Origin of the sequence: Streptomyces sp. NPDC058231 (assembly GCF_042882275.1) — a bacterium.
In the GTDB taxonomy this organism is placed as follows: domain Bacteria; phylum Actinomycetota; class Actinomycetes; order Streptomycetales; family Streptomycetaceae; genus Streptomyces.
In genome coordinates this window covers 103,021-118,181 of record NZ_JBHVWN010000001.1, presented here as the reverse complement: position 1 = coordinate 118,181, position 15,161 = coordinate 103,021, and the positions used below count along the sequence as shown (strand labels likewise).

Here is a 15,161-nt window from a genome sequence, read left to right as displayed (position 1 = left end):
GGGGTTCTCGTTCCTCATCGCGGGTCTGCGTACTGGATGCCGCGGCCGTTGGTGCCGAGATAGACGCGGCCGTGGACCCGCGGGTCGCCGGTGATCACCTCGCCGGTCCAGCCCCACTGGTGGCTGTCGTCGTTGATGCGGACCCAGGTGGCGCCCGCGTCGTCCGAACGCAGCACCGCCACACCGTCGAACGTGGCGGAGACCCGTCCGGTCTGGAAGACCGCGGGGTAGCCGGCACGGGCCTGACGGCGGCCGGACCCCGCCTTCCCGGCCGGCGCGGCAGCGCCGAACCCCAGGGCGTGCGAGGCCTGGCAGCCCTCGACCGCTGCGAAGGTCACTCCGCCGTCCGTCGACCGGAGGAGTCCGTTGTCCTTGGCCGACAGCCACAGGTCACCTGTGCGGCCGGGCGCGGCAGCCAGCTTGAACTGCACATCACCGGAGGGGAGTCCGGTCGCGCCGCGGGTGAAGGTCGCACCGGAGTCGGTGGAGCGGAACACCGTGCCGGTGTCCGTGTCGTACACATAGAAGCGCTGCGGGTCCAGCGGATCGGCGACGGGCGTCCCGCCCTTGGGGAAGGTGGCGACCTCGGCCCAGGTCGCGCCGTTGTCCGTGGACCGGTGCGCCGGGTACTTCGTACCGTCCCAGTGGATGAACGACCAGAGCAGCGTCGCCCCGTCCGCACCGGCCGCGACGGGCCCCGGGGCCGAGGCGGCGATCTCCGGCTGCGCGGCGAACGGCTGCCAGGTGCTGCCGCCGTCGGTGGAGTACGCGCCGGCCGCGGCCGAGCCGGACGGCCACCCCGTCCGTACGACGTAGGAGGGCTTGAGGGCCGCCAGTGCCAGACCGGTTGCGGTACCGAAGACCGGGTTCGACGCCATGCCGCGCGACGGGGACGCGGTCAGCGACTCGTGGTACATCACGCCGATGTCGCCGAGCCCGCTGAGGAGTTGGGCGTCAGGTGTCGGCGGCGCGATCAGGAACTTCACCGCGGACTCCTCCAGGCCGCGGATCCGGGGCGCCCAGTGGACGAGGTCGCGGGTGCCGAAGACGGTGGCGCCCGTGCCGAACACGATGTGCCGCGAGTCGTAGGGATCGACGGCGACCGCCTGGATCCACCAGCCGAACTTCGCCGCGTCCCCGCCCCAGCGCAGGTACGGGGTCTCCGAGACGTCGAGGACCGCCGTGTCCTTGAGGGAGGTCCAGGTGGCGCCGCCGTCCGTGGAACGGAACAGGGTGTCCACCTGCGCCCAGCGGTTGTTGGTGGTGACCACCACGGTCCCGGCGCGGCGGGCGTCGACGGCGACCCCGCCGTATCCGAAGCCGTCCCCGGAGCCGGAGTCCGGCGCCACCGGAGTGACGTCCGACCAGGTGCCGGTGACGGTGTCGAGCCGGTGCACCGAGCCGTCGGACTGCCCGTTGGGCCCGGGGGCGTCCGCGTAGGTCACGTACAGCGAATGGGAGTTCGCGTCGTACGCAGCCCGGATCGGTGTCCTCGACGCCGCGGCGTCGCCGGACGGCTGCCCGGGCACCGTCTCCCAGCCGCCGGAGCCGTCCGTGCGGTGAAGAGCCGTGGGGCCGTCGCCCCAGCCCGCGTACACCGTCCGGCCCGCGGCGACCAGGAACATGACGCCCTGCCCGCTCGCCGACGCCGTGGCGGGGAAGCCGGCATCGGCCGCCCAGGTGACGCCCCGGTCCGTGGACCGCAGCAGACCGTCGTGGCGGGTGCCGAGCCAGAGGGTCTCGCTGTCACGCGGGTCGACGAGGAGCCGCTCGCCCGCCCCCCTGCCGTCCTCGTTGGCCCCGAGCCGTACCGTCAGATCCGTACGCGCCCAGGTCGCCCCCCGGTCCTCGGACCGGAGCACCGCACCCGGCCCCGCCCACGACTGGGCGTAGGTCCCGAGCGCGAGATACAGCCGGTCCGGATGGGCCGGATCGACGGCCAGGGCCTCGACCCCGAGCAGATTCCAGTCGTCCCAGCCCAGCTGATCGGTGAGCGCGGTCCAGCGGGACTGCCTGTCGTCCCACCGGTAGGCGCCGCCGATGTCGGTACGGGCGTATGCCAGACCCCTGACGGACGGGTGGAACAGCAGTCCGGTGACAAACCCCGTGCCCCCGATCGCCGCCGTGCGCCAGCGGTGGGGCTCGGCATCCTGAGCTCCTCGCCGGCCCGCGGCATGGGCATCGGCGGGCGCCGCGACCGGCAGCGCGACGGCCGCAGCCGCGACGGCCGCTCCCGCCAGTACGGTGCGACGACTGGGCGTGGGCGCGGAGGATGCGCGCATGGCGAAGACCTTCCGGTGGAGGAAAGGGAGGAGGAGTGCGGTGCGGAACGGGGCGGGTGCCGCTGATCAGCCCTTCACGGCGCCCGTCAGCATGCCCTTCTGGAAGTGCTTCTGGACGAACGGCGACAGCACCGCGACCGGGATCAGGGCCAGCACCATGACCGCCATCTGCACGGCGAGGCTGTTGATCTGCCCGCTGCTGACGGCCGCGCCCATGGCACCCGGCGGAACCTGGTGCTGCAGGACGAGCTGGCGCAGGATCATCTGCAACGGGTACTTCTCGCTGTCCTGGATGTACAGCATCGCGTTGAACCACTGGCTCCAGTAGCCGACCGCGTAGAAGAGCGAGATCACCGCGATCACCGCACGGGACAGCGGCATGATGATCTGCAGCAGGATCCGCCACTCGCCGGCGCCGTCGATGCGGGCCGCGTCGATCAGTTCGGGCGCGGTGTCCATGAAGAAGCCGCGCAGCACCAGGATGTTGAAGACGCTGATCGCGCTCGGCAGGATCATCGACCAGTAGCTGTTGCTCAGGCCGATGCCGGTGACCAGCAGATAGGTCGGGATGAGTCCGGCGCCGAAGAACATCGTCGCCATCAGCGTCATCAGCAGCTTGCCGTGCGCGAAGGAGTCCCGCCGGCTCAGCCCGTAGGCACAGAGCACCGAGATCACCATGCTGAAGGCCGTACCCACGAGGGTCAGGCCGACGCTGACCAGAGCGGCCCGGGTGACCGCGCCGCCGCCGAGCAGTTCCTTGTACGCGACGAAGGTGACGGTCCTCGGCCAGACGACGAGACCTCCGGCGTCGTTGATCGTCCTGGTGTCGGAGAGACTGGTGACGATCACCACCCACAGGGGCACGAGGACGACCGCGCAGATCGCCACGAGACCGAAGCCCTTGAAGGCGAGTCCGGTCCTGGTCGGCTCCTCCTCCCACACGGGGCGGGGTTCGATCCGCAGTGCACGCCGGAGCGGTGACTCCTCGGGTTCCACCGAGGGCTGCTCCGTGCGGTCCCGCTGCGCGTCCGTTTCCAGAAGAGTCGTCATTTCTTGGAGTACACCCCCTGTTCGCCCAGCATGTGGGCGACCTTGTTGGCACCCAGCACCATGGCGACGCTGAACAGCCCCTTGAAGATTCCGGCGGCGGCCGCGTAGCCGAAGTCACCGGTCTTGATGCCCGTCCACCAGATGTAGGTGTCGAGGATTTCGGAGGCGCCCGGACCGACCTGGTCGCGCTGGAGCAGGATCTGCTCGAAGTCGAGATTGAGCGCACCGCCGACCCGCAGGACGAGCAGCAGTGCGATGACCGGGCGCAGCGCGGGCAGGGTGACGTGCCACATGCGGTGCCAGCGCCCCGCCCCGTCCACGGCCGCGGCCTCGTACAGATCGGTGTTGACCGCGGCGAGCGCGGCGAGGAACACGATGATGCCCCAGCCCGCGTCCTTCCATACGGCCTGGGCGGTGACCAGGAACTTGAAGAAGCTCGCATTGGTCATCAGGTCGAAGCCCTCGTGCCCGTGTTCGCGCATCCACTGCGCGACGAGGCCGGCCCCGCCGAACATCTGCTGGAAGACGGTGACGACGAGCACCCATGAGAAGAAGTGCGGCAGATAGACGACGGCCTGGACCCAGGCCCGTACCCGTGCGCTCATGATCGTGTTGAGCAGCAGGGCGACGGCTATCGGGATGGGGAAGAAGAGGAGCAGCTGGGTCAGGAAGATGACCAACGTGTTGATCAGGACTTGCCAGAAACGGTAGTCCTCGAAGATCCGGGCGAAGTTGTCGAAGCCGACGAAGGGGCTGCCGGTGATGCCCAGGTCGTACACGTCGTAGTCCTGGAAGGCCACGATGTTCCCGAGCAGCGGGATGTAGTTGAAGATCAGCAGCAGGGCGATGGCGGGCAGCGTCATCAGGACGAGCGTGCGGTCCCGGCGCAGACGCAGCCGCCAGGTGATGCCGCCGGCCGGTGGCGTGGTCCCGGCCCGGCGTGCGCTTCTCCGGCCGCCGGCGCTCCTTCCGCCGTCGTCGCCCGCGCTCTTCCCGCCGTCGCTGCTCCCGCCGCCGGCCGGGCCCGTCGCGTCGGCCGCGAGATCCGTCCCGGCCGCAACCGTGGCCCTTGGCTTCACCGTGTGCTCCCCATGTCGTGCTCTCCGCCCTGGCCGCCGGGCACTCTGCGCCCGGCGGCCGTCTCGCTGTCGTCCGTACGGTTCGGTCCCGCCGTACGGGTCAGTTGCCGGAGCCGTTCTTGTCGAGAATTTCCTGGTACCAGTCGCGCAGCTTGTCGCCGCCGCTGTTCTTCCACGTCGTCACCGCGGCGTCGACGTCCCCGACCTTCTTGCGGCCGCGCCGGATGTCCTTCTGCAGGTCGTCGAAGGGCGTGTACAGGGAGGCGTACCGCTGCGGTTCGACGATCTGCATGCCGAAGAAGAGCGGCTTCTTGATGAACGGGGCCTGGCGGGCCATCCAGCCGGCGTAGTCCTTCACCAGCTGCGGCTCGTCCGGGAAGGCGATGGTGTGCGGGGGTGAGGCCAGGAACAGGAACGTGGAGGGCTGGGCCTCCTGGATGCCCTGCGGGGTGAAGGTCGGCACCCCGTCCTTGACCGTGTAATGGGTGTCCTGCACACCGTAGTTGGTGAGCATGAACTCCTTGGTGCCGTACGGCGCCGCGGCGTAGTCGGCGATGCCGAGGAATTCCTCGATCTTCGCCTTCGGCAGCGTCTTGCTGAGGAAGGTGAAGATGCCGGCCGGGTCGTCCTGCCACAGGACCGGCTTACCGCCGTCCTGGTCGAAGAAGTCCAGCGCCTGCATGTCGAACTTCGGGTTGGCGGTGGCCTGCTCGGTGACCATGCCCTTCCAGCCACCGGTGCCGTCGTTGTACATGAGGACATGGCCGCCGGTGAAGCGGATCTTGGAGTCGGCGTCCTTGCCGGCTTCGGCGTCCGGGTGGACGTACCCGCCGTCGTGGAGCTTGCGGGCGAAGGCGAGCGCCTCGCGGTACTCCTGCGTCTCGATCTTGTGGACGAGCTTGCCGTTCTCCAGCTTCCAGTAGTGCGGAGCGTCGGGAAGAAGGCCGAATATCTTCTGGATGCAGGTCCACAGGTCGTCGAAGGCCCAGACCTTCTTCTTCGCGTCGGTGTACTCCTTGCCGAAGGCCAGCAGGTCGTCGGCGCTCGCGGGCACGGCCCCCGAGCCGACCAGGTCCTTGCGGTAGAAGATCGCGTTGCCGAGGATCGGCTGCGGCATGGGCAGACCGCGGAGCTTGCCGCCGAAGACGGAGTACTGCCAGGCGCCGGTCGGGATGTTCGCCAGGTTCGGGTACTTCTTGATCACGTCACCGGCCAGGTACGGACTCAGGTCGGCGAACTTGGCGGTGATCGCGTTGCGGATCTGGCCCTGCATGTTCCAGCCGGGGATGGTCATGACGTCCGGGAGATCGGAACCGGCCAGGACCGCGCCGATCTTGTCCTGGTACGTGTTGCCGTCCTGCGGGTCGAAGTTGAGCGTCGCGCCGACCGCCTTGTTCACGGCCGTGTAGTACGGGTTGTCCTTCTTCGGGACGGTGCCCCACAGCGGGGTCATGATCCGGAAGGAGGAGCCCTTGCCCGGTACCGACTTCACCGAGGTGGCCAGCGGGTCGGGCAACTTGGTGAAGCCGGGGCTCGATCCGTTGACGCTTGCCACGTCGGGCTGGACCAGGTTCGACGGTATGTAGTTCGGCAGGACCTTCTTGAGCGCCTTGCCCGTCGTCGTGCCCTCCTTGCTCCCGGATCCGGAGCCGCCGCCGCACGCGGCGAGCAGCGGTACTCCGCCGGCCACGGCGACCGCGGCCACGGCGCTGGAAGCGAGGAAGCTTCTCCGGCTCGGAGCGGTGGAGGCGGGGGAGGAATTCGGCGTCATTGCGTCAACCCTTCGAGGCGCACCAGGACGACACACGGCGGGCGACCGCCGTTCGGCTCCTGTGTCTGAGGTGGGGCGTTACTGGCTGAGCCGGGCGGGCCGGAGGAACCGGCCGAACCGGCCGAGGTGAAGCGGTTCAACAAGGAGGTGGCAGAACGTGTCACCGTCCTGGGAAGTCAAAGGCGGCAGGCACTCCATCGAAGTGCGGTCGGCGGTGCGTCGAAGCGCTTCGATGTTGCAGCGAGGTTAAGTGAAGCGCCCCGGCCGCACAAGAGTCCGTTTCCAGATTCCTCCGACCTGTTTCCGAACCGTTTCCCCGCGCCGCAGGGCTTTGTTGTGGGCGAATGGCGAAGGTGTGCCCTTGACACCTGCCGGGTTGGGCACAGAGCATCGAAGCGCTTCGAAAGATCTTCCGAGGACTGGGCGGATCCTTCGCGGCCCGGCCGGCACATTCCCGGCACGGACACCCGGAAGACCTCCCACCTTTCCAAGGGGACCCGCACGTGACGGAACAACCAGAGCCCTTCCGCGACCCGGAGCTGCCCTTCACCCGGCGCGTCGACGACCTGGTCGGGCGGCTGACCCTCGACGAGCGGATCGCGATGCTGCACCAGTTCGCGCCCGCGGTGGACCGGCTCGGGCTCGGCGCCTTCCGTACCGGACAGGAGGCCCTGCACGGTGTCGCCTGGATGGGTCCCGCGACCGTCTTCCCGCAGGCCGTCGGATTGGGAGCCACCTGGAACGACGACCTGGTACGCCGGGTCGGTGAGGCCGTCGGCAACGAAGTCCGGGCCAAGCGGGCCAAGGATGACCGGGTCGGCCTCAACGTCTGGGCCCCCACGGTGAATCTGCTGCGCCATCCGCTCTGGGGGCGCGGCGAGGAGGGATACGCGGAGGACGCCGCGCTCACCTCCGCCATCGCCGTCGCCTACACCCGGGGACTGCGCGGCGACCACCCGCAGTACTGGCGGACCGCCCCCGTGCTCAAGCACTGGCTCGCCCACAACAACGAGACCGACCGCGACACCTCCTCCTCGTCGGTCCGCCCCAGGGTCCTGCACGAATACGACCTCCGGGCGTTCCGCGGCGCCGTGCAGGCGGGTGCGGTGGCCGGCGTCATGCCCGCGTACAACCTGGTCAACGGGCGGCCCAACCACGTCTCGCCGCTCCTGGCCCAGCAGCTGCGGAGCTGGACCGACCGGCCGCTCGTGGTCTGCTCGGACGCCGGGGCGCCGTCCAACCTGGTCGACTCCGAGCACTACTTCGACACCCATGAGGAGGCCACGGCCGCCGCGCTGAAGGCGGGGGTCGACAGTTTCACCGACCACGGTCAGGACTCCACCGTCATGACCGGACGCATCCGCCGCGCGCTGGAACAAGGGCTCCTCGACGAGCGCGACATCGACACCGCGGTCCGTCGGCTGCTCGAACTGCGCTGCTCGCTCGGGGAATTCGATCCCGGGCTCGACCCGTACGCGAACATCGCGGCGTTCGACACGGCCGAGCACCGGGCGCTCGCCCAGGAGGCCGCCGAACAGGCGGTCGTCCTGCTGAAGAACGACGGACTGCTGCCGCTCGACCCCGGGGCGGGTGGAACGGTCGCCGTCGTCGGGCTGCTCGCGGACTCCTGCAAGCTCGACTGGTACAGCGGCACGCTGATCCACCGCTCCACGCCGCTCGACGGGCTCCGGGCCCGGTTCGGCGCGGACCGGGTCACCTTCGCCGAGGGCGCCGACCTGGTCCGTCTGAAGTGCGCCGACGGCTGGCTGCGGATCCCCGAGACCGAGCACGGCGACGACGCCGGGCGCGGCGCCGAGGGTGCCCTCGACCCGGCCCTTCTGGCGGGACGCACCGACCTGCCGCCGCTGACCTGCGGCGACACCCCGTCCGAGCTGGCGCTCGTCGACTGGGGCGATGGCGTGATCACTCTGCGGGACCCCGCAGGCCGCTATCTCTCGGTCGCCGACGACGGCTACGTGCGCGCGTCCGCGGACGAGCCGGGCGGCTGGATCGTGCAGGAGACATTCCGGTGGGAGGAGGCGGAGGAGCACGCCGGAGGTCACCGCCTTCTGCACATCGGAACGGGTAGGCATGTCTCTGTTGCCGCCGACGGCGTAAAGGTTGCCGGTCAGGACGAGGAGATTTCCCGCAGCGCCGCGGCGGACGCCGCCACCGTCTTCGAGATCGAGGTGACCGCCCGCGGGGAGGACGCCGTGGCACGCGCCGCCGCCGCCGCGGACACGGTGATCGTGGTGGTCGGCAACGACGCACACATCAACGGCCGTGAGACCGAGGACCGCACCACCCTCGACCTCCCCGCCCACCAGGAGCGGCTGTGGCGCGCCGCGCATACCGCGAACCCACGTACTGTCCTCGCCGTCACCTCCGCCTACCCGTACGCACTCGCCGAGGCCCAGGCCGCACTGCCCGCCCTGCTCTGGACGGCGCACGGCGGCCAGGCCGCCGGAACCGCGCTCGCCCGGATCCTTTCCGGCGACGTCTCCCCGGCGGGCAGGCTCCCGCAGACCTGGTACACCTCCGACGCGGAGCTGCCCGGCCTGCTGGACTACGACATCATCGGGTCCCGGCAGACGTACCTGTACTACGAGGGGACGCCGCTGTACCCGTTCGGTCACGGCCTGTCGTACGCGGCCTTCACGTACTCGGCACTGACCGCCGAGATCGACGGGGACCTGCTCCGGGTCTCGCTGACCGTCAGCAACACCGGCGAAGTCGCCGCCGACGAGGTCGCCCAGCTCTACGTACGGGCGGTCTCGCCGTCCGTCGTCCGGCCGCTGCGGCAGCTCGTCGGACACCGGCGGCTGCACCTCGCGCCGGGCGCGGGGCGGCGCGTCGACTTCGAAATCCCGGTGATCGAGCTCGGCCACTGGGATGTGGCGCACGGCCGCTTGACCGTCGAGCCCGGTCCGTACGAGGTCGGGGCCGGGGCCTCCAGTTCCGACATCAGACTCACCGCCGCTGTCACCGTCGACGGCGAACGGCCCGGTCCGCGCCCCGTCCTGCGCCGGGGCCTGGAGGCCGCCGACTACGACGAGCAGCGCGCAACCGAGATCGTCGACCGCACCAGGACGGACGGCGACGCCGTGACCGCCACCGGGCCGGGGAACGAACTCCTCTTCCAGCGCTGCGACTTCGCGGACGGCATCCGTACCGTCACGGCCTCCGCGGCCGGGGAGGGCTCCGTGGAGATAACCGTCGACGGCCGCACGGCGGTCATCGGCGTCCCCGCCACCGAAGGGCGCTACGACTACCGCACGTGCTGCGCCCCACTGACCGCCTCCGGCGTCCAGGACGTGCGCGTCACCCTGCGCGGGACCGTGCGTCTCGCCGCACTCTCCTTCGCCGGAGACGGCCGGTGACCGCATCCGCCCGCCGAACCACCTTCACTCACAGTCCAGTTGTCCCCGGCAAGGAGTCCGCATGAAGTTCACCGACGGCTTCTGGCTCATGCGTGAGGGCGTCCGCGCCAGTTACGCCACCGAGATCCGCGACCTGCGTGTCGACGCCGACCGGTTCACCGCCTACGCGGCGGTCAAGCATGTCGCCCAGCGCGGCGACACCCTCAACACCCCGCTGATCACCGTGGACTGCTTCTCCCCGGCGGAAGGCGTCATCGGCGTACGCATCACCCATCACGCCGGAAAGGCCCACCACGGACCGGACTTCGAGCTCACCGGCGCCGACTCCGCGGCCGTCGGCGCCGGCACCCGCCGGGACGGCGCCGTCACCGAACTGACCAGCGGCCCGCTGACCCTGCGCATGGACGGCGACGGACCGTGGGGCATGACCTTCCTCGACGCCGGGGGCCGCCGTCTCACCGGCACCGGCACCAAGGGCGCCGCCTTCGCCACCACCCCTGACGGTGCGCACCACATGGTCGCCCAACTCGGCCTGGAGGTAGGGGAGAACGTCTACGGGCTCGGCGAGCGCTTCACCCCGTACGTGAAGAACGGCCAGACCGTCGACATCTGGCAGGCGGACGGCGGCACCAGCAGCGAGCAGGCGTACAAGAACATCCCGTTCTACCTCTCCTCGCGCGGGTACGGCGTCTTCGTCAACCACCCCGGCAAGGTGTCGTTCGAGATCGGCTCGGAATCGGTCGGCCAGGTGCAGTTCAGCGTCGAGGACCAGTCGCTGGAGTACTACATCGTCGCCGGACCGACACCGAAGGAGGTGCTCACCCGCTACACCGCACTGACCGGCCGTCCCGCGCTCCCGCCCGCCTGGTCCTTCGGCCTCTGGCTGACCACGTCGTTCTGCACCTCGTACGACGAGGAGACCGTCACCGCGTTCGTCGACGGCATGGCCGAACGCGACATCCCCCTCTCGGTCTTCCACTTCGACTGCTTCTGGATGCGCGAGTACCAGTGGTCCGACTTCCAGTGGGACCCGGACGTCTTCCCGGACCCGGAGGCCATGCTGGCCAGGCTCAAGGAACGCGGCCTGCGCATCAGCATGTGGATCAACCCGTACATCGCCCAGAAGTCACCCCTGTTCGCGGAGGGCGCCGAGCACGGATATCTGGTGCGCCGGCCGAACGGCGACATCTGGCAGTGGGACCTGTGGCAGCCCGGCATGGCTCTTGTCGACTTCACCAACCCGGCCGCCCGGGAGTGGTACAACGCCAAGCTGCGGGTCCTCCTCGATCAGGGTGTGGACTGCTTCAAGACGGACTTCGGCGAACGGGTGCCGACCGACGTCGTCTGGCACGACGGCTCCGACCCGGAGCGGATGCACAACTACTACGCGCAGATCTACAACCGCACGGTCTTCGAACTGCTGGAGAAGGAGCGCGGGCACGGCGAGGCGGTGCTCTTCGCCCGCTCGGCGACGGCGGGCGGCCAGCAGTTCCCGGTCCACTGGGGCGGCGACTGCTTCGCCTCCTTCACCGCAATGGCCGAGTCGCTGCGCGGCGGTCTCTCCCTGTCCCTGTCCGGGTTCGGCTTCTGGAGCCACGACATCGGCGGCTTCGAAGGCACACCCGACCCGGCGGTCTTCAAGCGGTGGCTCGCCTTCGGCCTGCTCTCCTCACACAGCCGCCTGCACGGCAACGTGTCCTACCGCGTGCCGTGGGCGTTCGGCGAAGAGGCGGTGGACGTGGCCCGGAAGTTCACGCTCCTCAAGCACCGTCTGATGCCGTACCTGTACGGGGCCGCCGCCGAGGCCCACCGCACGGGCATCCCGATGATGCGCCCGATGCTGCTGGAGTTCCCCGGTGACCCCACGACCCGGATGCTGGACCGCCAGTACATGCTCGGCCCGGACCTCCTGGTCGCCCCGGTCTTCACGGAGGACGGCCAGGTCGAGTACTACGTCCCCGAAGGCACCTGGACCCATCTGCTGACCGGGGAGACGGTCACCGGTCCGGTCTGGCGCCACGAGACGCACGGCTTCGACAGCCTGCCGGTCCTGGTCAGGCCCGGCGCGGTGATCCCCTGGGGCGCGGACGAGCGGCGTCCCGACGGCGACTGGCTGGACGGAGCGACCCTGCGGGTGTTCGGACCGGCCGGGCCGGCGGCCGGGACGCAGGTCACGGTGGTGGACCTGGCGGGCATCCCGGCGGCGACCTTCCACGTGACACGTGACGGGGGCGCGGTGCGGGTGACGGCCGACGGGACGGACCGGCCGTACCGGGTGGTGCTGGAGGAGACCGGGGCGACGGCGGAGGGGACGGGCACGGTGACGGTGGCGCCGGTCTGACCGCCGTCCGCGGCTCACGATCCCGCCCGGCAGCCCGCTACCACGCGCTGCCGGGCGGTGCCACTGTCCGGAGGGTCAGCGCGTGCCGCGGGCCAGCGCGGCGTCGGCGGCGGCTGCGGACCGCTGCCAGAGCGTGGTGACCGGCTCCCAGACACGGATCCCGCGGGCCATGCCCACGGAGGCCGCGCCGAACGTGACCCCGTAGTGCGACGGGTCGGCGGCCACACTCAGACTGCCGACCACATGCCCCTCGGTACCCGCCGGATCGGCGGTGCGGAGCGCGGCGTACGCCCGCTCGCCGCTCGGGAGGAGATAGGGGGCGCTCTGCGCGGGCGGCACGGCCTGGGCGGAGCCGTCCAGCCCCCTGAAGGTGATCGACGGGATCCGGTCGACGACGCAGCTCCGGCTCCCGCGGTTGGTGACGCCGATGCGCACCACGTTCGGCCGGCCGCCGGGCGCGGCCTGCAGGCGGAGGAACTTCTCCGGGCACACGCCGGGACGGGAGGCCACCGCGCGTGCGGAGGGCGCTGTGCCGGCGGCGGCTGCGCCGGTCGCGACGAGCACCAGGGCGGAGGCGGCGGCGACCGGGACGGTGAACGCGGAAGCGAGGGTGGAGCGGAGTCGCATGGTGTCTCTCCCGGATGCTCGACGGCCTGTGATCGCGGCAGGGTGGCCGGTCGTCCGCCCTTGCGCGGAGCTGGTGCGGACGGACCAGATCAGTATCTGCCGTCCGGTTGCGACCTGCCCATCGTGACGGATATGAACCTTCTGCCGGTGCGGCGGGGAGAAGCGGAGAGCGGGGCACGCGAGCGCGCCCCGCACCCGGTCAGTCGATGGCGGCGAAGGTGATCGTCACCGGGGTCTGCTGGATGCCGCTGTTGTTGCCGACCTGGAAGCTGTGGCCGAGGAAGGCCGAATCGGCGATGCTGTTGCCGCTGATCGTCTGCGTGGCGGTCGTGCCGTCACCGTTTCCGTTGCCGACGTCACCGTCGGCGGCGGCGGTGCCGGCCATGCCCAGGAGGGCGACGATGGCGACAGCGGGCACGGTGAGAGCAGTGCGGATGCGCATGAATGCTTCCTTCGACGAGGGGAGGAGCTGGCTCGCCCAGCAAATCGACCGCCCCTGCGACACGCCCCGATTCACCCGTACATTGGCGTGCCGCGGCCTGCGTGATCCGCTCGCGGTGCCATGCGTCATCGGACGGCCGGGGCACAGCCGTCCGGCTGCCCGCCGTGCTGTACGCGGGGTCCGTCAACGGGTGAAGCGTGGCAGCCACTTCGCCTGGTAGTCGGGATGGCCGGCGTCCTCCGCCGCCATCTGTCTGACGACGAATCCGAGCCCGACCGCGCGGCCGGAGGTGAAGTCCTGCTGAGGACGGTCGGTGTCCAGGGCGGCCACCTCCTCGTACTCGTCCAGGAGAACCCTGCTCGTCTCGATGCGACGCAGCGTGCGCGCGGGATCCTGCAGGGCGATGTGATCGTCGTAGCCGTGCGTGCGCAGCGTGAACGCGATGGCGCCGGTCCGGTCGTGGATCTCGCCCGGTGCCTCGGCCGGGCACCGCCATCGCTCGCCGCCGGCTGCTCGCGCGACCTGTTCCTCCTCGGTCAGGCGCGCCCGGACGAAGGCCACCATGTCGGAGTTGTCAGTCATCGGGTTCCGCATCCTCCACCGTCGGGTACGGCCCCGGAGTGGCAAGGTCACTTGCCGCTCCGGGGCCGGGCTGGTCGTTCAGCACGAGGATGCCGTACGGCGGAAGGCGAGGACACATCGCGTCCGGGCGCGTTCCGCCATCCGGACAGGGCTGCCTGCCGTGCTACCGGGCCCGCACCGTCGCCAGCACCTCCCGGTCCGGCTGAAGAGTCAGTGTCGGTACGGGGTTGACGTCCCCCGGGTCCACGTCCAGTTCGAACCGGCGCCCGAGCACCGCCAGGACCAGCACCGCCTCGACCATCGCGAACCGCGTACCGAGGCAGGCGCGGGGCCCGCCGCCGAACGGGAACCACGCGTACTCCGCGATGTCGTCGCCGTGTTCGGCGTCCCAGCGCTCCGGGCGGAACGCCTCCGGCTCCGGGAACCACCGCTCGTCGCGGTGGGTCGCCCACTGGCTGCTCCACACCCTCGTGCCCTCGGGCATGTCCACCCCGCCGATCCGCGCCCCCTCCTTCGCGACACCGGTCACCAGCCAGATCGTCGGGTAGAGCCGCAGCGTCTCCTTGACGACCGCCTGGGTGTACGTGAGTCGCGCGTAGTCGTCGAACTCCGGTTCCCGGCCGCCTTCCAGGACGCGGTCCAGTTCCTCGGCGAGCGCCGCGCGCGCCCCCGGATTGCGCGACAGCAGGTACCACGCCCACACCAGGGTGGAACTGGTCGTCTCGTGACCGCCGATGTACAGGGTGACGGTCTCGTCGCGGATCTCCTCGTCCGTGAGGTGCGCGCCGGTCTCGTCCACCGCCGTCAGCAGCCTGCTCAGCAGATCGGGACGCTCACCGTCACCGCCGCGATGGCGGGCCGCGACCCTGCCCACCTCGGCGTCGATGACCGCTGCGGCCTTTCTGATCCTGGTCCGGCCGGGCGTCGGCACCCAGTCGGGGAGCAGGGCGCCGATGCCGCTGAACTCCTTGCCGATCTCCTGCTGGGCGACGTCCATCGCCCGGCCCATCGCTTCGGCGTCCGCCGGGGTGTCCACCCCGAAGATCGTGCGGACGGCGATCTTCTGGGTGAGGGCGGCCATCTCCCGCTTGATGTCGATGCGGTCACCTCCGGACCAGGTGTCCGCCAGGTCCACCGCGCTGCCCGCCATCGTCGCCGCGTACGACCGCACCTGCTTCGGCCGTACCGACGGCTGCACCAGCGACCGCTTCCGCCGCCAGTCCGTCCCCCGTGCGACCACCACGCCGTTGCCCATCACGGTACGGAACGCGATGCCCAGCGCCGGCTGGTCGAAGGTCCGCTCCGTCTCGGTCAGAAGTTCGCCTATGCACTCCGGATCTGCCAGAAACACACAGGGGTTGGGTCCGAACTGCCAGCGCACCATGTCGCCGCATCCGCGAAGCCGCTCGAAGAACGCCAGCGGGTCCTTCCCGAACTGCGGAAGATTTCCGAGGAACGGCAGCCCTTTCGGGCCCGGTACGGGTAGGTGGCCGTGCGGCTCGGCATCGACGGCCGGACCGGTTTCCGTGGACATGAAGGGTCTCCGCTCCCTGCTGGCGCACCGGCGTCCGGTGCGCGGCGACATGGCTGGACTCCTGGGTGCCGGC

Annotated in this window: 10 protein-coding genes; 2 read left to right on the top strand and 8 right to left on the bottom strand. The window is 70.4% G+C overall.

All coding sequences use genetic code 11. The features are described from left to right. Nucleotides 1-14 precede the first annotated feature (14 nt). From ACFVXE_RS00480 to ACFVXE_RS00465, 4 genes are all read right to left on the bottom strand, one after another. Entirely contained in the window at nt 15-2,282 is a 2,268-nt protein-coding gene (locus ACFVXE_RS00480; protein WP_389667706.1) for a 1,4-beta-glucanase, read from the bottom strand. A 66-nt stretch (nt 2,283-2,348) separates the two neighbouring features. Beyond that, entirely contained in the window at nt 2,349-3,332 is a 984-nt protein-coding gene (locus ACFVXE_RS00475; protein WP_389667704.1) for a carbohydrate ABC transporter permease, read from the bottom strand. Continuing rightward, nucleotides 3,329-4,411, bottom strand: a complete 1,083-nt coding sequence (locus tag ACFVXE_RS00470; RefSeq protein ID WP_389667702.1) for an ABC transporter permease — start codon at nt 4,409-4,411, stop codon at nt 3,329-3,331. The genes ACFVXE_RS00475 and ACFVXE_RS00470 overlap by 4 nt, the downstream gene beginning before the upstream one ends. A gap of 100 nt (nt 4,412-4,511) precedes the next feature. Further along, nucleotides 4,512-6,116, bottom strand: a complete 1,605-nt coding sequence (locus ACFVXE_RS00465) for an extracellular solute-binding protein (protein ID WP_389668072.1) — start codon at nt 6,114-6,116, stop codon at nt 4,512-4,514. 569 nt (nt 6,117-6,685) lie between these two features. Between ACFVXE_RS00465 and ACFVXE_RS00460 the strand changes: the two genes are divergently transcribed. Together ACFVXE_RS00460 and yicI are read left to right on the top strand one after the other, a co-directional pair. Next, nucleotides 6,686-9,562, top strand: coding sequence for a glycoside hydrolase family 3 C-terminal domain-containing protein (locus ACFVXE_RS00460; protein WP_389667700.1), 2,877 nt, complete (start codon nt 6,686-6,688; stop codon nt 9,560-9,562). Nucleotides 9,563-9,623: 61 nt separating this feature from the next. Continuing rightward, entirely contained in the window at nt 9,624-11,903 is a 2,280-nt protein-coding gene (gene yicI, locus ACFVXE_RS00455) for an alpha-xylosidase (protein WP_389667699.1), read from the top strand. 75 nt (nt 11,904-11,978) lie between these two features. Here yicI and ACFVXE_RS00450 read toward each other — a convergent pair whose 3' ends face one another. From ACFVXE_RS00450 to ACFVXE_RS00435, 4 genes are all read right to left on the bottom strand, one after another. After that, the gene (locus tag ACFVXE_RS00450) at nt 11,979-12,530 is read right to left on the bottom strand and encodes a DUF4232 domain-containing protein (protein WP_389667697.1); all 552 of its coding nucleotides are present in this window, start codon (nt 12,528-12,530) and stop codon (nt 11,979-11,981) included. A gap of 199 nt (nt 12,531-12,729) precedes the next feature. Continuing rightward, complete coding sequence (locus ACFVXE_RS00445) at nt 12,730-12,972, bottom strand: hypothetical protein (RefSeq protein WP_389667695.1); 243 nt, start codon at nt 12,970-12,972, stop codon at nt 12,730-12,732. Between the two features lie 183 nt (nt 12,973-13,155). Beyond that, nucleotides 13,156-13,554: a DUF6221 family protein gene (locus ACFVXE_RS00440; protein ID WP_389667693.1), complete on the bottom strand. Its 399-nt coding sequence runs from the start codon at nt 13,552-13,554 to the stop codon at nt 13,156-13,158. Between the two features lie 163 nt (nt 13,555-13,717). Further along, nucleotides 13,718-15,088 (bottom strand): cytochrome P450, encoded by a 1,371-nt coding sequence (locus ACFVXE_RS00435; RefSeq protein ID WP_389667691.1) that lies wholly within the window; start codon nt 15,086-15,088, stop codon nt 13,718-13,720. Between the last annotated feature and the right edge of the window lie 73 nt (nt 15,089-15,161).